At 66.5% G+C, this 21870-nt stretch carries 18 protein-coding genes; 12 read left to right on the forward strand and 6 right to left on the reverse strand.

Annotation, left to right across the window (positions count from 1 at the left end; translation table 11 throughout):
- Positions 1 to 336: 336 nt before the first annotated feature.
- From IEW24_RS01460 to IEW24_RS01505, 10 genes are all read left to right on the forward strand, one after another.
- Positions 337 to 1011, forward strand: coding sequence for an amino acid ABC transporter permease (locus IEW24_RS01460; protein WP_188574730.1), 675 nt, complete (start codon positions 337 to 339; stop codon positions 1009 to 1011).
- Positions 1008 to 1667, forward strand: coding sequence for an amino acid ABC transporter permease (locus tag IEW24_RS01465; RefSeq protein WP_188574732.1), 660 nt, complete (start codon positions 1008 to 1010; stop codon positions 1665 to 1667). Before IEW24_RS01460 ends, IEW24_RS01465 begins: the two co-directional genes overlap by 4 nt.
- A complete protein-coding gene (locus tag IEW24_RS01470) occupies positions 1645 to 2370 on the forward strand; it encodes an amino acid ABC transporter ATP-binding protein (protein ID WP_188574734.1) in 726 nt (241 codons plus the stop codon). Before IEW24_RS01465 ends, IEW24_RS01470 begins: the two co-directional genes overlap by 23 nt.
- Before the next feature lie 544 nt (positions 2371 to 2914).
- Positions 2915 to 3475 carry a F0F1 ATP synthase subunit delta gene (locus tag IEW24_RS01475; RefSeq protein WP_188574735.1) on the forward strand — a complete coding sequence of 187 codons (561 nt, stop codon included), beginning with the start codon at positions 2915 to 2917 and terminating at the stop codon, positions 3473 to 3475.
- Positions 3475 to 5007, forward strand: coding sequence for a F0F1 ATP synthase subunit alpha (gene atpA / locus IEW24_RS01480; RefSeq protein WP_188574737.1), 1533 nt, complete (start codon positions 3475 to 3477; stop codon positions 5005 to 5007). Before IEW24_RS01475 ends, atpA begins: the two co-directional genes overlap by 1 nt.
- Positions 5008 to 5046: 39 nt before the next feature.
- Positions 5047 to 5919 (forward strand): F0F1 ATP synthase subunit gamma, encoded by an 873-nt coding sequence (locus IEW24_RS01485; protein WP_188574739.1) that lies wholly within the window; start codon positions 5047 to 5049, stop codon positions 5917 to 5919.
- Between the two features lie 34 nt (positions 5920 to 5953).
- Positions 5954 to 7390, forward strand: a complete 1437-nt coding sequence (gene atpD, locus IEW24_RS01490) for a F0F1 ATP synthase subunit beta (RefSeq protein WP_188574741.1) — start codon at positions 5954 to 5956, stop codon at positions 7388 to 7390.
- 159 nt (positions 7391 to 7549) lie between these two features.
- A complete protein-coding gene (locus IEW24_RS01495; protein ID WP_188574742.1) occupies positions 7550 to 7969 on the forward strand; it encodes a F0F1 ATP synthase subunit epsilon in 420 nt (139 codons plus the stop codon).
- 174 nt (positions 7970 to 8143) lie between these two features.
- Positions 8144 to 9085 carry a LysR family transcriptional regulator gene (locus IEW24_RS01500; RefSeq protein WP_188574744.1) on the forward strand — a complete coding sequence of 314 codons (942 nt, stop codon included), beginning with the start codon at positions 8144 to 8146 and terminating at the stop codon, positions 9083 to 9085.
- Positions 9086 to 9289: 204 nt separating this feature from the next.
- Positions 9290 to 10240: a DMT family transporter gene (locus tag IEW24_RS01505; protein ID WP_188574746.1), complete on the forward strand. Its 951-nt coding sequence runs from the start codon at positions 9290 to 9292 to the stop codon at positions 10238 to 10240.
- 10 nt (positions 10241 to 10250) lie between these two features.
- Here IEW24_RS01505 and IEW24_RS01510 read toward each other — a convergent pair whose 3' ends face one another.
- Positions 10251 to 11747, reverse strand: coding sequence for a CoA-acylating methylmalonate-semialdehyde dehydrogenase (locus tag IEW24_RS01510; protein WP_188574747.1), 1497 nt, complete (start codon positions 11745 to 11747; stop codon positions 10251 to 10253).
- Positions 11748 to 11853: 106 nt separating this feature from the next.
- Between IEW24_RS01510 and IEW24_RS01515 the strand changes: the two genes are divergently transcribed.
- Complete coding sequence (locus IEW24_RS01515) at positions 11854 to 12765, forward strand: LysR family transcriptional regulator (RefSeq protein ID WP_188574749.1); 912 nt, start codon at positions 11854 to 11856, stop codon at positions 12763 to 12765.
- 11 nt (positions 12766 to 12776) lie between these two features.
- Here IEW24_RS01515 and IEW24_RS01520 read toward each other — a convergent pair whose 3' ends face one another.
- Positions 12777 to 13463 carry a YoaK family protein gene (locus tag IEW24_RS01520; protein WP_188574751.1) on the reverse strand — a complete coding sequence of 229 codons (687 nt, stop codon included), beginning with the start codon at positions 13461 to 13463 and terminating at the stop codon, positions 12777 to 12779.
- Positions 13464 to 13707: 244 nt separating this feature from the next.
- Here IEW24_RS01520 and IEW24_RS01525 point away from each other — a divergent pair, with 244 nt between their 5' ends.
- A complete protein-coding gene (locus tag IEW24_RS01525) occupies positions 13708 to 14250 on the forward strand; it encodes a Dps family protein (RefSeq protein ID WP_188574753.1) in 543 nt (180 codons plus the stop codon).
- Between the two features lie 90 nt (positions 14251 to 14340).
- Here the strand turns inward: IEW24_RS01525 and IEW24_RS01530 are convergent, their stop codons facing one another.
- The 4 genes from IEW24_RS01530 to glgX form a co-directional block, all read right to left on the reverse strand.
- Positions 14341 to 14619, reverse strand: coding sequence for a hypothetical protein (locus IEW24_RS01530; protein WP_188574755.1), 279 nt, complete (start codon positions 14617 to 14619; stop codon positions 14341 to 14343).
- Positions 14620 to 14782: 163 nt separating this feature from the next.
- Positions 14783 to 17581 (reverse strand): malto-oligosyltrehalose synthase, encoded by a 2799-nt coding sequence (gene treY / locus IEW24_RS01535; RefSeq protein WP_188574757.1) that lies wholly within the window; start codon positions 17579 to 17581, stop codon positions 14783 to 14785.
- The gene (gene malQ, locus IEW24_RS01540) at positions 17578 to 19707 is read right to left on the reverse strand and encodes a 4-alpha-glucanotransferase (protein WP_188574759.1); all 2130 of its coding nucleotides are present in this window, start codon (positions 19705 to 19707) and stop codon (positions 17578 to 17580) included. Before malQ ends, treY begins: the two co-directional genes overlap by 4 nt.
- 19 nt (positions 19708 to 19726) lie before the next feature.
- Positions 19727 to 21868, reverse strand: coding sequence for a glycogen debranching protein GlgX (gene glgX / locus IEW24_RS01545; RefSeq protein WP_188574760.1), 2142 nt, complete (start codon positions 21866 to 21868; stop codon positions 19727 to 19729).
- Positions 21869 to 21870 lie beyond the last annotated feature (2 nt).

Genomic DNA, 21870 nt, shown 5'->3' on the forward strand with positions numbered 1-21870 from the left:
TCTCCATTTTCTCGTCCGCCGAAGAGATGGGCGAATGTCGTGTTTTTGGGCGCGTTGCCGCTCGGTGAATGTATTTGGCACGGGGCTTGCTGTGATCGGCGCAGATGCTGGAGAGCCTCAATGCGCAATCGCCACCCATCTCAGCTCGTCGCGGAACCGGGAGCGGGGAGAGGGTGCGCAGCGGCATTCCCTCACATGGGGAACCCGGCGCGGGCGTCTCGCGATGCGCGCGCCCTCCCTGGCAGACTGTTGTAGCCGGCTGGTCTCTGATCCGTGGGTGATGGTGGCGGGGCGGATGCCCTGCCGTGGTGAAGGGCTAACCGGGGCGCCGTGCCAATGGCCTATGTTTTTGATTACGCAGCGATCATCCCCTATGCGCCTTTGATCGCGAAGGGGGTGGGCATCACTGTGGAGCTGACCGTGGTCGGCGGTGTGCTGGGCGTTGGTCTCGGCATCGCCTGCGCCTGGGCGCGCAGCCTCGGGCCTAAGTGGCTGCGCCCTCCGGTGTCGCTCTATGTGGAGATGATCCGCAACACGCCCTTCCTCATCCAGCTGTTCTTCATCTTCTTCGGCCTGCCCTCCACCGGCCTCCAGCTCGGTGAAATGCAGGCGGCCATCCTGGCCATGGTCATCAACCTCGGCGCCTATAGCTGCGAGATCATCCGTGCCGGCATCGAGGCGACGCCACGCGGACAGTTCGAGGCCGGTGCCAGCCTTGCCATGACCCGCATTCAGACCTTCCGCCATGTGGTGCTGATGCCCGCGCTCCAGCGCATCTGGCCGGCACTGACGTCGCAGATCGTCATTGTCATGTTCGGCTCGGCGGTGTGTTCGCAGATCGCGGTGGAGGACATCACCTTCGCCGCCCAGTTCATCCAGGCACGCACCTTCCGGGCGTTCGAGGTCTATATCCTCGCCACCATCCTCTATCTCCTCCTCGCGCTGCTGCTCCGGCAGGTCATGCGCGGGTTGGGCTCGCTCATGTTCCCGCGCCGGAGGGTTGCACGATGATCCAGTTTTCCACCTGGGATATCCTGCGCAACCTGCTGTTCGCGGCTGAGTGGACCATCCTTTTGTCGCTGGTGGCTTTCGTGGGCGGCGGCGCGCTGGGGCTCATCGTCCTGTTCGCCCGCACCGGGCGGAGCACGCTGCTGCGGCGCGTGAGCATCCTCTATATCGAGCTGATCCAGGGCACCCCGCTGCTGATGCAGCTGTTCCTGTCCTTCTTCGGTCTTGCGCTTATGGGCTTCGACGTGCCGCCCTGGTTCGCCGCCGGCCTGTCGCTGACCCTGTGGACCTCGGCCTTTCTCGCCGAGATCTGGCGCGGCTGCGTGGAGGCGATCCCGCGTGGCCAGTGGGAAGCCTCATCCAGCCTCGCCATGACCTATTTCGAGCAGATGCGCCATGTGGTGCTGCCGCAGGCCCTGCGCATCGCGGTGCCGCCCACCGTGGGCTTCTCGGTGCAGGTGGTGAAGGGCACGGCGCTGACGTCCATCATCGGCTTCGTGGAGCTGTCCAAGGCGGCCACCATGATCACCAACGCCACCTTCCAGCCGTTCCTGGTCTATGGGCTCGCGGCGCTCGTCTATTTCGCCTTGTGCTGGCCGCTCTCCAAGAGCAGCCAGATCCTGGAAAGGAAGCTGAATGTCGCTCATCGCAATCACTGAGGTGCGCAAGCGCTTCGGCGACAACGAGGTGCTGAAGGGCATCAATCTCGACGTCGAGGCGGGCGAGGTGGTGGCCATCATCGGCAAGAGCGGCTCGGGCAAGTCGACGCTGCTGCGCTGCATCAACGGGCTGGAGACCATCGATGGTGGCTCGATCATGGTCGCGGGCGCTCACCTTGCGCCTGACGACGCGCACTTAAGAGCGCTCCGGCTGAAGGTCGGCATGATCTTCCAGTCCTTCAACCTGTTCCCGCACCTGACCGCAGGCCGCAACGTGATGCTCTCGCCCATGGTGGTGAAGAAGGTGTCCGCCAAGGAGGCCGAGGCCGAGGCGAGGGCGCGGATGGAGCAGGTGGGGCTCGGGCACAAGTTCGATGCCTATCCGGACGAATTGTCCGGCGGCCAGCAGCAGCGGGTCGCCATCGCCCGGGCCCTGGCCATGCAGCCTTTGGCGCTCCTGTGCGACGAGATCACCTCGGCGCTCGATCCGGAGCTGGTGAACGAGGTGCTGCAGGTGGTGGGCAAGCTCGCCGGGGAGGGCATGACGCTGATGATGGTGACGCACGAGATGCGCTTCGCGCGCGAGGTGTGCGACCGTGTGGTGTTCATGCATCAGGGCCGCGTGCACGAGATTGGCCCGCCCGCAGAAGTCTTCGCCAATCCGAAGACCCCGGAGCTCCAGCAGTTCCTCGGCATGCTCTGAGACGTGAAAGCCGGCAGGGTGAGGTGTGGCTCGCGTCGGATCGAGGCCGGCGGCCGGTCATCCACGATTTTCTCCACAACTGCTGTCTCGGCTGATCGCGTCCGTAACGGGCGGTCAAACGGGCCGGCGGCCCCGGCTTCCGGGGACTGCGCGGATCAGGCGAATCGCATAGGGCCCTTGCGGGCGGGACGGGCGCGAGATGCCGCTAACCTGCCGTAATTCCGTATTTCCGCCCCTAAACGAGGGATTTTCGGCGGCTCCCGCAACGCGATTTCGGGCGGCCGTGGGAATGATGCTGGAGGCGTGTTCTGTTCCCTTTGGGAACGGGCGGCGCAGGCCTTTCGGTCATCCGGTGCGGCAATCCAGCACGGTGTGGGGATTCCGACCGTGTTGCCGCACGAAAGGACGTGTGTTAGGGAACCCGCGACGTCCGGGCTGCGGCATTCAGTGCCGTCTTGGGCCTAAGAAAAATCTTCCCTACAGATCAAGGGCTTGCCGACACCCCGTTCCACTGGGTGGACCGGCTGGGGCAGATCGAAGAGAGGTGCGGCAGGTGCAGACGATCGTGTCAGGCATGGCGGGGCGCTATGCAACCGCTCTGTTCGAGCTGGCCGAGGAGGCCGGTTCCACCGACGCCGTTGCGGCGGATCTGGATCGGATCAAGGCCCTGATCGCCGAGAGCGCTGATTTTCAGCGCCTGGTGAAGAGCCCGGTATTCACCTCCGAGCAGCAGCTCAAGGCCGTTGGCGCGGTGCTCACCGCCGCCGGCATTTCCGGCATCTCGGCCAAATTCGTGAAGCTGGTGGCGCAGAATCGCCGCCTGTTCGCGCTCCCTGGAATTTTTGATGCGTTCGCGGCGCTGGTTGCTGCCAAGCGCGGCGAGACCGTCGCCAAGGTGACGGTCGCCGAGCCGCTGAACGACGCACATTACGCGACGCTGAAAGACGCGCTCGCCCAACAGACCGGTAAGGACGTGAGCCTCGACGTGACCGTCGATCCGTCCATCCTCGGTGGTCTTGTCGTGAAGCTCGGCTCGCGCATGGTCGACGCTTCGCTCAAGACCAAACTCAATTCTATCCGGCATGCGATGAAAGAGGTCCGCTGATGGACATTCGAGCCGCTGAAATCTCCGCGATCCTCAAGGAGCAGATCCAGAATTTCGGTCAGGAGGCGGAAGTCTCTGAAGTTGGCCAGGTTCTGTCGGTCGGCGACGGCATCGCGCGCGTCTACGGTCTGGACAACGTCCAGGCCGGCGAGATGGTCGAGTTCGAGAATGGCACGCGCGGCATGGCGCTGAACCTCGAAATCGACAACGTCGGTATCGTGATCTTCGGTTCCGACCGCGAGATCAAGGAAGGCCAGACCGTCAAGCGCACCGGCGCCATCGTGGACGTTCCGGTCGGCCGTGGCCTGCTCGGCCGCGTCGTGGACGCTCTCGGCAACCCGATCGACGGCAAGGGCCCGATCGAGTCGTCCGAGCGCCGCCGCGTGGACGTGAAGGCGCCGGGCATCATCCCGCGCAAGTCCGTGCATGAGCCCATGCAGACGGGCCTCAAGGCCATCGACGCGCTGATCCCGATCGGCCGTGGCCAGCGCGAGCTCATCATCGGCGATCGCCAGACCGGCAAGACCGCCGTGGCGCTCGACGCCATCCTGAACCAGAAGCCGCTGAACGTGGCCGGCGCGCCGGAGAGCCAGAAGCTCTACTGCGTGTACGTCGCGGTGGGCCAGAAGCGCTCCACCGTCGCCCAGTTCGTGAAGGTGCTGGAAGAGCAGGGCGCGCTGGAATACTCCATCGTCGTCGCGGCCACCGCCTCCGACCCGGCCCCCATGCAGTTCCTGGCGCCGTTCGCCGGCACCGCCATGGGCGAGTACTTCCGCGACAACGGCATGCATGCCCTGATCATCCACGATGACCTGTCCAAGCAGGCCGTCGCGTATCGTCAGATGTCGCTGCTGCTGCGCCGCCCGCCGGGCCGCGAAGCCTATCCGGGCGACGTGTTCTACCTCCACTCCCGCCTGCTCGAGCGCGCCGCCAAGCTCAATGACGAGAACGGCGCCGGTTCGCTGACCGCTCTGCCGGTCATCGAGACCCAGGCGAACGACGTGTCGGCCTACATCCCGACCAACGTGATCTCGATCACCGACGGCCAGATCTTCCTTGAGTCCGATCTGTTCTACCAGGGCATCCGCCCGGCGGTGAACGTCGGTCTCTCGGTGTCGCGTGTGGGCTCCTCGGCCCAGATCAAGGCGATGAAGCAGGTTGCGGGCAAGATCAAGGGCGAGCTGGCCCAGTATCGCGAGCTGGCGGCCTTCGCCCAGTTCGGCTCGGACCTCGACGCCTCCACCCAGAAGCTGCTCAACCGTGGCGCCCGCCTCACCGAGCTGCTGAAGCAGAGCCAGTTCTCCCCCCTGAAGGTGGAAGAGCAGGTGGTGGTGATCTTCGCCGGCACCAACGGCTATCTGGACGGCCTGCCCGTCTCGAAGGTGCGCGAGTTCGAGACCGGCCTGCTGCTGGCGCTCCGTTCGCAGCATCAGGACATCCTCGACACCATCCGCACGTCCAAGGAACTCTCCAAGGACACCACGGCGAACCTGACGAAGGCGCTCGACGCTTTCGCCAAGAGCTTCGCCTGATTGGTGCCCTCGGGCCTCTGACGTGAAGGAACGGGTGCGATGCCGAGCCTGAAAGACCTAAAAAACCGCATCGCTTCGGTGAAGGCGACGCAGAAGATCACCAAGGCGATGCAGATGGTCGCCGCGGCGAAGCTGCGCCGCGCCCAGGTGGCTGCGGAAGCCGCCCGTCCCTATGCGGAACGGATGGAAAGCGTGCTCGGCAACATCGCCTCCGGCATGGTGCAGAGCTCCGACACGCCGCTTCTGCTAGCGGGAACGGGCAAGGACGAGAAGCACCTGCTTCTCGTCTGCACGTCCGAGCGCGGCCTGTGCGGTGCGTTCAACACGTCCATCATCCGCGCGGTGCGCGAGCGGGCCAGCCAGCTCATTGCCCAGGGCAAGGACGTCAAGTTCTTCTGCGTCGGGCGTAAGGGCTATGACCAGCTGCGCCGGATTTATCCGGGGCAGATCGTTGAACTCGTCGACCTGCGCTCCGTGCGCACCCTCGGCTTCACGAACGCTCACGACATCGCCGAGAAGGTCATCGACCGCTTCAACAAGGGCGAGTTCGATGTCTGCACGCTGTTCTATTCGCACTTCAAGAGCGTGATCTCGCAGATTCCGACCGCGCAGCAGATCATTCCCGCCACCTTCCCCGAGAAGGCTGCCGGCGAGAGCGCGGTCTATGACTACGAGCCGGAGGAAAGCGAGATCCTCGCGGACCTCCTGCCGCGCAACGTGGCGGTGCAGGTTTTCCGCGCGCTCCTCGAGAATCAGGCTTCGTTCTATGGCTCGCAGATGAGCGCCATGGACAATGCCACGCGGAACGCGGGCGACATGATCAAGAAGCAGACGCTGATCTACAACCGGACGCGTCAGGCCATGATCACCAAGGAACTCATCGAAATCATCTCCGGCGCCGAAGCGCTCTGACGGCAGCGCGGTCAAGGACAAAGGACCTACGAAAATGGCGAACAAGAACGGACGCATCACCCAGGTCATCGGCGCCGTCGTCGACGTGCAGTTCGATGCGCATCTTCCGGAAATCCTGAACGCGCTGGAAACCACCAACCAGGGCAACCGCCTTGTGCTCGAGGTGGCGCAGCATCTCGGTGAGAACACCGTCCGCACCATCGCCATGGACTCGTCCGAAGGTCTGGTGCGTGGCCAGGTCGTGACCGACACCGGCCTGCCGATCATGGTGCCGGTGGGCGAGGCCACCCTCGGCCGCATCATGAACGTCATCGGTGAAGCCGTGGACGAGCTGGGCCCGGTGGTCGGCGAGACCACCCGCGCCATCCATCAGCCGGCCCCGTCCTACGCCGACCAGTCCACGGAAGCCGAGATCCTCGTCACCGGCATCAAGGTGGTGGATCTGCTGGCTCCCTACTCCAAGGGCGGCAAGATCGGCCTGTTCGGCGGCGCCGGCGTGGGCAAGACCGTGCTCATCATGGAGCTCATCAACAACATCGCGAAGGCGCACGGCGGTTACTCCGTGTTCGCCGGCGTGGGTGAGCGCACCCGCGAGGGCAACGATCTCTATCACGAGATGATCGAGTCCAAGGTGAACGTGGACCCGCATGAGAACAACGGCTCGTCCGCCGGTTCCAAGTGCGCCCTCGTGTACGGCCAGATGAACGAGCCCCCGGGCGCCCGCGCCCGCGTCGCTCTGACCGGCCTGACCGTCGCCGAGCACTTCCGCGACCAGGGCCAGGACGTGCTGTTCTTCGTGGACAACATCTTCCGCTTCACCCAGGCCGGCTCGGAAGTGTCGGCTCTGCTGGGCCGCATCCCGTCGGCGGTGGGCTATCAGCCTACGCTGGCCACGGACATGGGCGCCCTGCAGGAGCGCATCACCACCACCACCAAGGGTTCGATCACCTCGGTGCAGGCCATCTACGTGCCCGCCGACGATCTGACCGACCCGGCGCCTGCCGCCTCGTTCGCCCATCTGGACGCGACCACCGTGCTCTCGCGCTCGATCGCGGAAAAGGGCATCTACCCGGCGGTGGATCCGCTGGACTCCACCTCGCGCATCCTGTCCCCGCTGGTCATCGGCGAGGAGCACTACAATGTGGCCCGTCAGGTTCAGCAGACCCTGCAGCGCTACAAGGCCCTGCAGGACATCATCGCGATCCTGGGCATGGACGAGCTGTCCGAAGAGGACAAGCTGACCGTGGCCCGCGCCCGCAAGATCGAGCGCTTCCTGTCGCAGCCCTTCCACGTGGCGGAAGTGTTCACCGGTTCGCCCGGCAAGCTGGTCGACCTGGCCGACACCATCAAGGGCTTCAAGGGCCTGGTGGAAGGCAAGTACGACCACATGCCCGAGCAGGCCTTCTACATGGTGGGTTCCATTGAGGAAGCCATCGAGAAGGGCAAGAAGATGGCCGCTGAGGCGGCCTGATCTTCACGCCGGTCGGACCCTTCGGGGTCCGTGCAGAACAAGCCGCCGGACGGGGTCCGGCGGCCGCAAGATAAAGAGGGGCCTTGCCCCTCGGGGCGAGGCTAACGCGCGCCGGAGCCGCTGGTCTTCGGCCGGCATCGCTCAGCTCGGAGACAACAGATGGCCACCTTTTCTTTCGAGCTCGTCTCCCCTGAGCGGCTCGTTTACTCCGGTCAGGTCACCGAGGTGATCGTTCCCGGCACGGAAGGCGAGTTCGGCGTCATGGCCGGCCACGCTCCGTTCATCTCCACGATCAGCGCGGGCATCCTCACCATCAAGGGTGACGGCGCCGAGAAGCGTCTGTTCGTGCGTGGCGGTTTCGCCGAAGCCAACCCGCAGGGGCTGACGGTGCTCGCCGAGCAGGCGACCCCGGTGGAGAGCTTCGATCGCGCCGCCCTGCAGCAGCTCATCAAGGATGCGCAGGAAGACGTGTCCGATGCCCGCACCGACGAGGGCCGCCAGAAGGCCGAGCGCAATCTCGCCGACCTGCAGCAGGTGGCGATGATCCTCGATCTCAACGCCGGCCAGACCGCGCACTGAGCGCATCGCCAGCACTGTTCGGAAGCGGCCCCTTCGGGGGCCGTTTTGCGTTTGGGCTGGTTGTGCTGCTGCCGGGGGCAGGGTTTCGGGCCGTATGGCCCGGCTCTTCGCGTGAGCCTTTCTGCCGATCCCGTCCGGCTCTAATGTCCCGGCGTCCTGAGGAAGGCCATTTCCATGCCCCAGCCCGGCACGCCCACCTTTGACCAGCTTCGCGTCTTCCTCGCCGTGGTGGATGCCGGCAGCTTCACTGCGGCTGCCAGGACGTTGGGCCGGGCGACCTCGGTGGTCAGCTACGCCATAAGCAATCTCGAGGCCCAACTCGGCGTCGCTCTCTTCGATCGCACGCACACCAAAACGCCGGTGCTGACCGAGGCCGGCCGTACCGTGCTGTCCGAGGCCCGCACCGTGGCCAATGGCATGGACGGCCTCCGCGCCAAGGTGAAGGGGCTGATGGAAGGGCTCGAGGCGGAAGTGCACGTGGCGCTGGACGTCATGCTGCCGGCCGCCCGCGTGGTGGATGCGCTGAAGGCCTTCGCGGAAGCGTTCCCCACCGTGACGCTGCGTCTGTACGTGGAAGCGCTCGGTGCAGTGGCGGAGATGGTGTTGAACGGCCGGGCGGTCATCGGCGTCAGCGGCCAGTTGCCGGTGGTCGCGCCGGGGCTTGAGCATATCGACGTGGGCTATGTGGATCTCATTCCCGTTGCCGCGCCGGACCATCCACTGGCTGTGGCCGGCAGGAACGTGCCGGGGGCCGGGCGGGATCATGTGCAACTCGTGCTGACAGACCGCTCGCCTTTGACGGAGGGGGTGGAGTTCGCCGTGGTGAGCAACCGGACCTGGCGGCTCGCCGATGTGGGCTCCAAGCACATGCTGCTGCGGGAGGGCATCGGCTGGGGCAATCTTCCGGAGCCCATGGTGCGGGAAGATCTGGCCGCCGGCCGTCTCGTCCATCTCGATCTGCCGGATCTAAGGGGCGGGCGATACCATCTGCAGGCCATCTATCGCGCCGACATGCCGCCTGGGCCTGCGGGCTCCTGGCTCATCCAACGCTTCCAGCAGCAGGCCTGTAGCGAGGCACATGGCCTCGCAGCGGCGAAGCCGCCCGTCGAGAGCTAGCCTCGCTCTTCGGTGACAAGACGCTGCCTGCGGTTCGCCGGCCCTCGCGTGACCAGAGAGAGAAGCGGCAGCGCAATTTGGAGGTGGCGTGTACCGGAAAATAGGGCAATATTGCTTACCTTACTTTTCCGTGCCGCCGCGCCGACCGGCACCCTCACGGGCGATCGCATCATGCGTGTCGCCTGCGCGCCAAAGAGGCACTCGATGACCGCGCCAGCCACTCCGGCCAATGCCACCTCCCACACGGGCGGTTCTGTTCTGCGCACCTCCACCCGCCTCGGTATCCTCGGCGCCGTGCTGACGGTGATGGTGTGGACCAACTGGATCGTCTCGACGCGTTTCATGATGCAGGCGCAGCATCCGCTTTCGGCGAGCCTTCTGTCCTTCATCCGCTTCGGCACGGCCGCGATCCTGCTGGCCCCTGCGTGGTGGCGCTTCCGCATCTATCCACGCCAGTCACCGCCGCTGGCCCTCCTCGGGCTTATGGCGGCCGGGCTGCCCTATCAGTTCATGGTGCTGTGGGGACTGCATTATGCCCCGGCCAGCGAGGCCGGGCCGCTGCTGGCGGGAACGCTGCCGCTGTTCATCGCGCTGCTCTCCGCGGTCTTCCTGCGCGAGCGCATCACGCTTTACCGGGCCATCGGCGTAGGGCTGATCACGCAGGGGGTCATCGCCGTTCTCGGGCAGGGGCTGTTCGATTTCGCGGCCGGCACCTGGAAGGGGCATCTGGCGATTCTCGCCGCTGCGGGCGCCTGGTCGGTCTACACCATCGCCTTCCGCTACAGCCGGCTCACCGGGCTGGAGGCGGCGGCCTTTGTCGGCCTGTGGTCGGTGATCGTGCTGTTGCCCTTCACAGCCGCCGACATCTGGGTGGAGATCCAGAATGCGCCGGCCGCGACGCTGGCGCACCAGTTTCTGACGCAGGGCCTGCTGGCCGGTGTGCTGGCGCTGCTCACCTATACGACGGCGGTGCGCCATCTCGGGGCCAGCCGGGCGACGGCGCTGACCGCGCTCACACCGCCCATGGCGCTGCTGGTGGGCATGCTGCTGCTGGGCGAGCGCCCCGGCCTGTGGCAGATGGCCGGGTGCGCCTTGATCGTGTGTGGCGTTGTGGCCGCCAGCGGCGTGCTGGGCACCCGCTCGCGGCCGTCCTGATCGCTGTTCGTCAGGCCAGAACGGGCATTACGAACTCGGCCCCGCCGCGCAGTCCGCCGGGCCAGCGCGACGTGGTGGTCTTCACGCGGGTGTAGAAGCCCACGCCTTCCAGGCCATAGACGTTGCGATCACCGAAGATGGACCGCTTCCAGCCGCCGAAGGAGTGATAGGCGATCGGAACCGGGATCGGCACGTTGATGCCCACCATGCCCGCCTGCACGCCGTAATCGAACGCGCGGGCGGCATCGCCATTGGCGGTGAAGATGGCGGCGCCGTTGCCGTACTCATGCTCGTTGACCAGCTTCAGGGCATCGCCCAGCTCCGGCACGCGGACCACACCGAGCACGGGGCCGAAGATCTCTTCCTTGTAGATCTTCATCTCCGGCTTCACGTCGTCGAACAGGCAGCCGCCGATGTAATAGCCGTTCTCGTGGCCCTGCAGCTTCAGGCCGCGACCGTCTACCACCAGCTTGGCGCCTTCGGCCACGCCGCTGTCCACATAGCCGGACACCTTGGCGAGGTGCTCCTTGGTGATGAGCGGACCCATCTCGCTGTCCTTGTCGATGCCGGGGCCGACCTTCAGTGCCTGCACGCGGGGCACGAGGCGCTCCATCAGGGCATCGCCCACACCACCGACGGCCACGGCCACCGACACCGCCATGCAGCGCTCGCCGGCCGAGCCGTAGCCCGCGCCCATGAGCGCATCGACGGTCTTGTCGAGATCGGCGTCGGGCATCACCACGAGGTGGTTCTTGGCGCCGCAAAGCGCCTGCGCGCGCTTACCGTGGGCGCAGGCGGTGCGATAGACATATTCGCCCACCAGCGTCGAGCCGACGAAACTCACCGCCGCGACCTTGGGATGGGCCAGCAGCGTGTCCACGGCTTCCTTGTCGCCGTTGACCACGTTGAAGACGCCCTTCGGCAGGCCGGCCTCGGCCAGCAGTTCGGCGAGGACCAGCGCCGTGCTCGGATCCTTCTCGGAGGGCTTCAGCACGAAGGTGTTGCCGCAGGCGAGCGCCATGGGGAACATCCACATGGGCACCATGGCCGGGAAGTTGAACGGGGTGATGCCCGCGCACACGCCCACCGGGTGGCGCATGGAGAAGGTGTCGATGCCCCGGCCGACCTGATCGGAGAACTCACCCTTCAGCAAATGCGGGATACCGCAGGCGAACTCCACCACCTCGATGCCGCGGATGATCTCGCCCTTGGCGTCGTCAATGGTCTTGCCATGCTCGCGGGTGATGAGGGCCGCGATGCGGTCCATGTTGCGCTCGACCAGTTCCTTGAAGCGGAACATCACGCGGGCACGGGCAGGGGCGGGGGTGGAGGCCCAGGTCGGCAGAGCGGCGGCGGCGGCCTGCACGGCCTCGTTCACCGTCGCGGCGCTGGCGAGGAGGACGGAAGCGATCTGCTCACCGGTCGCCGGATTGAAGGTGGCGGCGCTGCGCTCGCCTGCGGTCGCGCCGATATGGGTGCCGCCGATGTAATGGCCGATGGTGTCCAAGGGTCCGCCTCCTTGAGGGAAATGACGGTCCCCTTTTCGGTCTGGCATAAGCGCTTAGCAAGATTTAAGTTCGCCAAACCATTATGCGAAAATAGGCGTAAGCGACGTGAACTGGGACCATGCCCGTGTGTTCCTTGCCGTGGCCCGGGAGGGCCAGATGCTGGCGGCCGCGCGCAAGCTGGGGCTCGACCACGCCACCGTCACCCGGCGCCTCAACGCGCTGGAGGACGACCTTGGGGCGAAGGTGTTCGAGCGCAGCCCGGCGGGCTGTGTGCTGACGACCGCCGGGGAGACGCTGCTGGGCATTGCCGAGCGGGTGGAGGGGGAGATGGTCAAGGCCCAGTCTTTGCTGGGCAATGCAGACCTGCGCCTGTCAGGCACCGTACGCATCGGCGCGCCGGACGGCTTCGGCACCTATTTCCTGGCCGCCCGGCTGGGGGAATTGGCGGTGCGGCATCCGGATCTGGTGATCCAGCTGGTGCCGCTGCCGCAGACCTTCTCGCTGTCGAAGCGAGAGGCGGACATCGCCGTGGTGCTGGACCGTCCGCGCACCGGCCGCCTCATCGGCCGCAAACTCACCAATTATTCGCTGAGCCTTTATGCCGCCCGCAGCCATCTGGAGCGCCACGGCCCCATCGTCGGCGAGGCTGACCTCTCGGATCGGCTGGCCGTGACCTATGTGCAGGATCTCACCTATTCCACCGGGCTCGACTATATGGAGGCCCTGACCGGCCTCACCGCCCGCCGCTTCGAGTGCGCCAGCGTCGTCGGTCAGATGGAAGCGGTGCGGGCCGGTGCGGGCGTGGGCATCCTGCATGACTATGCGGCGGCGGCCTATCCGGAACTGGTGCCCGTGCTGCCCCACATGCGGTTCGAGCGCAGTTACTGGCTTGCCATGCATGCGGACATGCGCGGACTGCGGCGCATTTCCGAGGTGGAGCAGTTCATCGTCGCCGGCGTGCAGGCTGAGCGCCGGACTTTCGTGGTGCAGCGAGCGGTTGCGGCAACGGCGGGCTGAGCCCGCCGTGCTCAGGGTTTTGCCGCTGGCACCGGCGTGGCGTTCGGCAGCGCGAAGGCCGCCAGCGCGACCAGCGGGGGCAGCAGGAACACCCACATGCCCGACAGCACATAGACCAAAGCGGCAATGCCGCAGCCGATGGCGAAGGCGACGACGTTGAAGGCCAGCTTCTTCAACCGGGCGTGGACTGCCTGACGTTGCGGTTCGGCAACGCCTCGCATCAGGTCGGTGATGTCGACCATGATCTGTGTTGTGCTGCCGGTCATCAGCGTGGATGGCGCGGCGTCCGTGAGATGGGTGCGGTGGATGCCGTTCTGGATCGCCATGGCGGCCACCAGAAGCATGCCGGCCAGCATGGCGGGGGCGGCATCGCTGTTGGGGAAGGGGCCGACGCCGATGAACAGCGCCGCCGCCATCGCCAGAAGCAGAACCTTCAGGCCCATGAGGATTCGCAGGTCGGGCAGCCCGCGTGCCGCAAGGGCAGGGCCGAGCAGGCGGCTCACGATCACGACGACGCAGAAAACGGGCAGGGCCAGCAGCTTGGTCAGCGCACCCGAGGTGCCATGCACCATGGCGGCGCCGAAGGTGACGAAGTTGCCGGTCACGTGGGCGGTGAAAAGCCCCTGAAGGGCCAGGAAGCCGGAAGTGTCCACATAGCCAGCATTGAAGCTCAGGGCCACCGGAAGAGTGAGTTTCATATCGGTTCTCTGCGCCCCCAAAAGTGCGCTTCGCGCTCCCCAAGTGCGGCAACACAGCGCACTTTCGCGCGTCGCGCCAGCGCAACCAAATGCCGCGGCCATTGGGACATTTCGTCATCACAATGCGGCGGATCGAACAATACGGTCTGGCTGACGTTCACTATCGTCGTGACCGCAGGGCGCGCCGCAACCTGCCACAACGGAAATCTCCCGTGCGCGTCCCGCCCATAAGGAGTGACATTCCATGGCCACCAAGCCCGCTGCCAAGCCTGCCGCAAAATCCCGCCGCACCGCGCCGCTCCAGACCCCTAGCAACCTGCCGTCCAATGCCACCAAGGACATCGCGGCGGCGCTCACCACGCTGCTGGCCGATACCTTTGTGCTCTACATGAAGACCAAGAATTTCCACTGGCACATGTCCGGCCCCAACTTCCGCGACTATCATCTGCTGCTGGATGAGCATGGCGACCAGATCTTTGCCATGACCGACGACATGGCCGAGCGCGCCCGCAAGATCGGCGGCACCACGCTGCGCTCCATCGGCCATGCGGCGCGCCTGCAGCGGCTGGAGGACAATGACGCCGAGTATGTCACCCCGCTCGACATGCTCTCCGAGCTGCGCGAGGACAATCTGAAGTTCACCCAGCTCATGCGCGAGGTCCATGATCTGTGCGACGAGCATGGCGATGTGGCAACGGCCAGCCTGCTGGAGAACTGGATCGACGAGACCGAGCGGCGGACGTGGTTCCTCTATGAGATCACCCGCACGCGCGGCGAAGGCGCCTGATCCTTCGCTTGCGTTAAATGAGAAGCCCCCGCCGGGATGCCGGCGGGGGCTTCTGCTCGATCCGGAACTCGCGCGGAGGACGCCGGAGCATCACTCCGGATCTGCGTCATCCTTGCCATGCTTCCGCGTCATCGACGGCGGATCGCTGGCGGGGAAGGATTCGTCCAGTGCCTCGTCCAGCAGGTCGGATTCGGCTTTGTCGTGCGCCTTCTCCTGCGCGCTCTTGGTCCCGATGACCTCAGCGCCAGTGATGTGGGCAGCGGCCGGCGGATCGCTGGCCGGAAAGCTCTCTTCCAGCGCCTCGTCGAGGCGCTCTTCCTGATCGCCAGTATCCTCTGCCGGAGTGGGATGGGGTGCCTTTGCGGTCATCTCTGTCTCCCTCATCGGTTGTCGGCGCAGAGGACCGACGCCTCGCCCATCCGCAGCGCCGATGCTCGCGCGGTTTGGCGCGGGAATGATTGCACGATGCTACGCCAGCATGCACCGGACCTGAAGAGGTAACGCCGCCCATCCCTGCCGGGTTTCCCTTTTGTCACGTCTGGCCCTGTCGCAGAAGCACGGCGACGGGCAGATCCGCGAGAAGCCCGGCCACCCCGACGCCTTCGGCGGAAATGTCGATCGTGCGCCCCGTCAGCACATCGTTGTAAGTGCCGGCGAACTGGGCGGGGACCGCGAGCGTCGTGTCCCTCCACACCTCCGGGGGCAGCAGTGGCATGTCGCTGCTTTCCAGCAAGGGCGCGGCGAGGCGCGAGACGAGCACGATCATCTGCGCCCCTTCGACCTCCCGGGCGAAGGCCAGGGCGTTGTCCTGTCGCGGCCCGCGCACCTCCAGCGCACGATAGGTGCCGGATGTGAACAACTGTGGCACATCGCGTCGTGCATGAAGCAGGCGGCCGATGAGGGCCTGCTTGACGTGCCCATCCCGCCAGCGGGGCAGGAGGCCGGCGGGCGCCGTGGCAGCCGGCGTGGCGAAGGCGGTGGTGCGGGCCTCGTAGTCCACCGGGCGGCGGTTGTCGGGATCCACGAGGCTGAGATCCCAGAACTCCGTGCCCTGATAGAGGTCCGGCACGCCGGGCACCGTATATTTCAGCGCCGTCTGGGCAAGGCTGTTCAGGGCGCCGGCAGGATCAATGCGCCGCACGAAATCGGACAGGATCTTTCGCGCCGGCACACCGTCCGCGCTCTTGAGCAGCGTTTCAAGGAATGCCCGGCTTGCGCTTTCATAGTCTTCATCCGGGAACACCCAGTTGGTGCGGCCCTTGGCCTCCCGCATGGCCTTCAGCTGCCACGCGCTCACGCGCTCGCACAGCTCTTCAAGGCCTTTCGTATCCTCCGGATCAAGCGCATGCGGCCAAGCGCCGATCAGCGTCTGGTAGAGCATGATCTCGTCGGCGCGACCGGGAGCGGGTCCCAGATCCTGCTCGGCGCGGAACGGGGCGCAGGCTCCCATCAGCGCATCCAGCACATCGCGCCAGATGTGAGGCAACTCGCTGATGACGGCGAGGCGCATGCGGCTGTCTTCGCCCCGCTTGTGGTCATGGGTGGCGGTGGCCAGCATGGCGTGCGGCAGGGCTGCGGCGCGGCGTGCTAGATGGTCGTGGAAGGCGGCCACCGGCATGGCGAGGTCGATGGGGTCCGAACCCACCTCATTGCGTGAGATCAGCCGCCCGTAGCGATAGAAAAGCGTGTCCTCCATGGATTTGGCGGCGATGGGCGCGGTGAGCTGCTGGAACTTCGCCAACGCATAGGCCCGCGTGCCGGTCTGCCAGACATCGCCGGTGGTCTCCGGCGTGATGCCGCTGACCCAGCGCGCCAGAAGGTCGAGCACCGGGTGGTCGATGGGCGGCAGCCGACGGCGTGCGTTCTCTGCCGCCCGGCGCAGGAACAGCGTGTCCTGCTGCGTGCGTCCCGCCGTGGTGACGTAGGAGCGATAGACCGGAAAGGCTACGACCAGTTCGTTCAGGGCGCGCCGGAGTGCGGCTTCCGTGATGTCGCGCGTGTCGAGATCGCTCAGAGCAAGCTGGTGTACGGAGCGGGTGGCGGTCTTCATCTCCGCGCCAAAGCCGTCGCGCAGGATCTGGCGGCGGGCGCTTTCCAGCTGCGCGGCATAGGGCGTGCGCTCGCCGGAAGTCTCCTGCCAGATGGTCGTGAGCGCGGTGGCTGCCGCCTCGTTGTGAAGAACAGCTGACACCTCGTCCATGAAGTCATAGCCAGTGGTGCCTTCCACGGGCCAGTCGGCGGGCAGGCGTTCGCCGGGATGCAGGATCTTCTCCACCACCACATAGCCGCCGGGCAGCGCATCCTCCGGCCGCTGGTCCTCCAGCGCCTCCAACTGCCGCCGCAGGCGCTGGCAATAGGCGCCGGGGTCTGCGATGCCGTCCACATGGTCGATGCGCAGGCCGTCGATCAGCCCTTCCGTATAGAGGCGGAAGATGAGGGCGTGGGTCTGGTCGAACACGTCCGCCCGCTCCACCTTCACCCCGGCGAGGCCCGTGATGTCGAAGAAACGGCGCCAGTTGAGGTCGTCATTCGCCGTGCGCCACCACGCCAGCCTGTAGTTCTGGCGTTCCAGCAGGGCATGCAGGCGCGCCTTTCCATCCTCCGTGGTGGCGTCGAAGGCGGCGATGATGGGCTGGAGAAACGTCGCGCCTCCCGCCTCAGCCACGGCCTGCGAAAGCCGTGTCTGCGCACCTGCCACACGGTCCGGATGCGGGGCCGGCGTTGCGGCGATCTCCTCGAACAGCAGCCGGGCCTCGGCCAGTTCCGGCAGCTCGGCGCTGGCGAGCAGCTCCGCATAATTCAGCGGACAGATGGGAAAGATGTGCTCGTGATGGGAGATGTGGAAAGTACCGCGGGTCTCGTCATAGGCAAGCTGGAGCGCGCCTGCGGAAAGCGCCTCGCCATAGGGACGGTCGAGGAAGGGCGCGAGCAGCTTGCCGGTGAGCTGGGGATCAGCCGGTGTCCAGTCCACGTCGAACACTTCCGCATGGGCGCTGGCGCGGCCCCATTCCAGAGTGTCCAGCCACACCCGGTTGTCGGCTCCGCCTACACCCATGTGGTTGGGCACGATGTCGAGGATCAGCCCCATGCCCCGCGCCTTGAGGCCCACGGAAAGCCGCCGCAGGGCCTCCTCGCCGCCGGTCTCGGCATCGAGCGTGGTGTAGTCCACCGTGTCATAGCCGTGCCCGGAGCCCACACGTGAGGTGAGGAGCGGTGATGAGTAGATGTGGCTGATGCCGAGGGCGGAGAAATAGTCGAGCAGGGGGATGGCGTCGTCGAGCGTGAAGCCCTTGTGAAACTGCAGGCGGACGGTGGCACGGGGTGGGATCACGCCTGTCTCCTCTTTTGGCCGGCCGTGTCGGCGTGGCCGTCCCTGCGGGCATCATCGAGTTTCGCGAGACGGGCTTTCACCTCCGGCGCGTCCAGCATCTGCCCGGCTTCGACGGTGAAGCGGCGGCGCCAGTTGGGATGCTCGTCCACCGTGCCGGGCAGGTTGGGCTGCTCGATGAGCCCGAGCGCATCCTCCAGCGGGATCACCACCAGCGGCGCGGGCGTCCTGCCCACATAGGTGATGGCGGCATCCACCACCGGCTCCGTATCGTCGGAGGCGGGCTCCGCACCGGTGCCGATGGCTGTCCATAGCGCCTTGCGATCTGCCTCGCGATTGGTGCGCTCCTGCGCCTCGTCGATGCCTTCGCCCAGCAGGCCGAGCGGCGTGCGCCAGGTGATGTCGCGCCCGCTCCACCAGCCGGCGATGGTGGGCAGATCATGGGTGCCGGTGACGGCGGTTGCGGTGGGGCGATAATCGGCGGCGGCCGTGTAGGACGTGGCGTCGCGCTCGAACCACAGCACTTGCATGCCCATGATGCTGCGTTGTTGCAGCTTCTCGCGGAAGCCCTCGGGCACGGTGCCGAGATCCTCGCCCGTGACGATGGTGCGGTGGCGCTGGCTCTCCAGCGCCACGAGGCGCATCAGATCGTCGAACGGATAGGCGAGATAGGCGCCTTCCGACGGCTTCGCGCCGTCCGGCACCATCCAGAGCCGCATAAGGCCCATGATGTGGTCGATGCGTACGCCCCCCGCATGGGCCATGGTGGCGCGCAGCATGCCGAGGAAGGAGCGGAAGCCGCTCTCCACCATGGCGCGGGGGGAGAAGGCGGAGAGGCCCCACGCCTGCCCGATGGAATTGAGCAGATCCGGCGGCGCGCCGATGGAAAGGCCGATCAGCATGTCCTGCGGCCGGCTCCACGCCTGACTGCCGCCGCCGTCCGAGCCCACGGCCAGATCGCTGATGAGGCCGATGGGCATCCCCGCCGCCCGCGCCGCCGCCTGTGCGTCGGCAAGGCCGCGTGCGGCTGCATATTGCAGGAAGGCGTAGAAGCCCACTTCCGATGCGCTCTTGCGGGCGAAGGCGGCGACTGCCGCGCCGCGCGGGTCCTGGAAGCCCTCGGGCCACGTGCGCCAGTGCCACTTGCCAGGATCGGAGCCGAACATCTTGGCGTGCAGCGCCTCGAAGCGGGCGTGGTCCTCCAGCGCCTCGCCGCCCTCGGCGCGGAAGGCGGCGAAATCCGCCTGCATGTCCGCATGGCGGGGCAGCTCGATCTCATAGAGCTTGCGCAGCACGGCGAGGCGGGCGTCGCCCGCCGCATGCCATTGCACGGTGTCCGCGCGCTCGAAGTTGATCAGCTGGTCATGAAGGTCGAGACTGGCCGCTGCCGCAGCGGCGGCTGCCGGGCCGAACAAAGCAGAGGGATCGGCGTGCAAAGCGTTGAGGAACAGCCGGCTGGACGGCGCATAGGGGCTGAAATGGTGCGTGTCGGCCGAGAAGGGCGCATGCACCGGGCTCAGCACCAGCGCGGAGGCCCCCTGCGCGGCGGCGACGCGGGCGAAATCGGACAGGGCCGTGAAATCGCCAATGCCCCCTTCGCCGAGCACATCCTTGCCGGGTGTGCCTCGCCCCTGTCGACGCAAGGCATAGAGCTGGACGGCGAGCCCCCATAAGCGCGGGTCGCCATCCCCGGTGGCATCGGACAGATCGAAGCAGCGGGCGGGCGCGACGGCGAGCGTGGTCCGTGTGCCGCCGGCCTCGAAGGCGTGATAGCCGGGCATGTCGAAGGCGGGCAGCGTAAGGACACCGCCCTCCACCTCCGCTTCGCCTTCCACGACACCGCCGCCTTCCAGCGTCACGTGCCAGCGCTTGCGGCCAGTGGCGCCGGGCATGTGTACGCGCACCGGGGTGCCGGCATCGGCCGTCACCAGCGGGGGCGTCGTCGCCACGCCCTGCCGGGCGCGGGCCAGACTGTCGGCAAGGTCGCTCTCGGAATCGGCGGGCAGGCCGAGCGCACCGAGGATGGCGCGCAGCGCGTCCGTCGGCACGGTCTGTGGGCGGCCGAAGGCATCGAACCAGGTGGGAGATACGCCGGCGGCGCGGGCAAGATCGCGGAGGCTGTCGTCCATGGTCCCCTCGAAAGACAAGTCAGGCTGACGGCCGCGCCAGTGGCGCGGCGGTGGAGCGGGGCGGCATGTGCGCGGCGAGCAGGCGTACACTGCGGCCCTCGACGATGATGGATTGGGAGATGCCACGCTCCTCGGGAATGAGACCCGTGGCGCTGTCCACCAGCAGCCGCCACGTCAGGGCGGGCGTTGGCAAGGTAAAGGTGACAGGATGTGGCTTGCCGTTCAGCAGCAGCAGCAGCACGTCGAGGCCGAGCCCCTCGGCGGGCCCGGCCCGGCGCAGCGCCAGTGTCTGCCCGCCGTCCGCGTGCCAGCCTTCGCCGATCAGCTCCGTGCCGCTCTCGTCAAACCAGCCGATGTCACGCAGGCCATCGTCCAGTTCCTCGTGGCCGTGCAGGAAGCGCGGGGCACGCAGGATGGGATAGCGGGCGCGGATTTCAGCGAGGCGCGCCACGAAGGCGGTGAGGCTGCGGCCCTGGGGCGTCTGCGCCTGCTCCCAGTCCAGCCAGGAGAGATCGTTGTCCTGGCAATAGGCATTGTTGTTGCCCTGCTGGGTCCGGCCGAATTCATCGCCGGCCAGCAGCATGGGCGTGCCGTGAGAGAAGAAGACAGTGGAGAGCATGGCGCGGGCCACGCGACCACGCGTCTCAATGATCGCAGGATCATCACTCGCGCCTTCCGTACCCCAGTTGGCGCTGAAATTGGCGTCGTGGCCGTCGCGATTGTCCTCGCCATTGGCGAGATTGTGCTTGTGCTCGTATGAGACGAGATCGGCAAGCGTAAAGCCATCGTGCGAGGCCACGTAATTGATGGAGGCCCACGGTTTGCGGAAGCGTCGGTCGAACAGATCGCCCGAGCCGGAGAGGCGGGAGGCGAGGTTTCCGCGCTGGCCAAGCTCGCCGCGCCAGAAGCGGCGCACGCCGTCGCGGAAGCTGTCGTTCCATTCCGCAAAGCCCGGCGGCAGGTTGCCGAGCTGGTAGCCGTCCGGCCCGATGTCCCACGGCTCGGCGATCAGCTTCACATTGGCGAGGATCGGATCCTGCCGCATCACGTCGAAGAAGCCGGATCCGGGATCGAAGCCGTTGCCCTCGCGGCCGAGCGTCACGCCGAGATCGAAGCGGAAGCCGTCCACATGGAAGGCCGTCACCCAGTAGCGCAGGCTGTCCATCACCATCTGCAGCACGCGCGGATGGGAGAGGTTCACCGTGTTTCCGCAGCCGGTGTCGTTGATGTAATAGCGCTCGTCGCCGGGCACGAGCCGGTAGTAGCTGGCATTGTCGAGCCCCCGGAACGACAGGGTCGGCCCCAGCTCGCTGCCCTCGCAGGTGTGGTTGTAGACCACGTCCAGAATGACCTCGATGCCGGCTGCATGCAGGCGCCGGATCGCCGCGCGCATCTCGTGCAGCGATCCGGTGGCGAGATAGGATGGCTCGGGCGCGAAGAAGCCGAGTGTGGAATAGCCCCAATAATTGCGCAGGCCCTTCTCCAGCAGGAAGCGCTCCTGCAGGAAGGACTGAACGGGGAGCAATTCCACGCTGGTGATGCCGATCTTGACCAGATGGTCAATGACGCGCGGATTGCCCAGCGCGGCGAAGGTGCCACGTTCGTGCGCGCGGGCGTCACCCCGCCGCATGGTGTGGCCGCGCAGATGGGTCTCGTAGATCACCGTGTCCGACCATGCCACGATGGGCGAGCGGTCATCGCCCCAGTCTACAGTGCTGCCCACCACCACAGCCTTGGGCATGGCAGCGGCGCTGTCGCGGCGGTCCAGCGAGAGGTCGGCGCGCGGACCGCCGACGCGATAGCCGAACAGCGCATCTGACCAGCGCAGCGGGCCGAAAAGCTGGCGTGCGTAGGGATCCAGCAGCAGTTTCGCGGGGTTGAACCGGTGGCCGCGTGCGGGATCGAACGGGCCGTGGGCGCGATAGCCGTAGATCAGGCCCTCGAAGGCGCCCGGCAGATAGCCGTGCCAGACCTCGTCCGTGCATTCGGGCAGGGCGAGGCGGGCCACTTCGCGCCGGCCCGTAGGCTCGAACAGGCACAGCTCGATCTTCTGCGCATTGGCAGAGAAGACGGCGAAGTTGGTGCCGAGCCCGTCCGGCGTGGCGCCGAGCGGATAGGGCTGGCCCTTCTCCAGACGTTCGGGAATGGGCGGAAGCGTCATGG

This window comes from Azorhizobium oxalatiphilum, assembly GCF_014635325.1.
Lineage (GTDB): Bacteria > Pseudomonadota > Alphaproteobacteria > Rhizobiales > Xanthobacteraceae > Azorhizobium > Azorhizobium oxalatiphilum.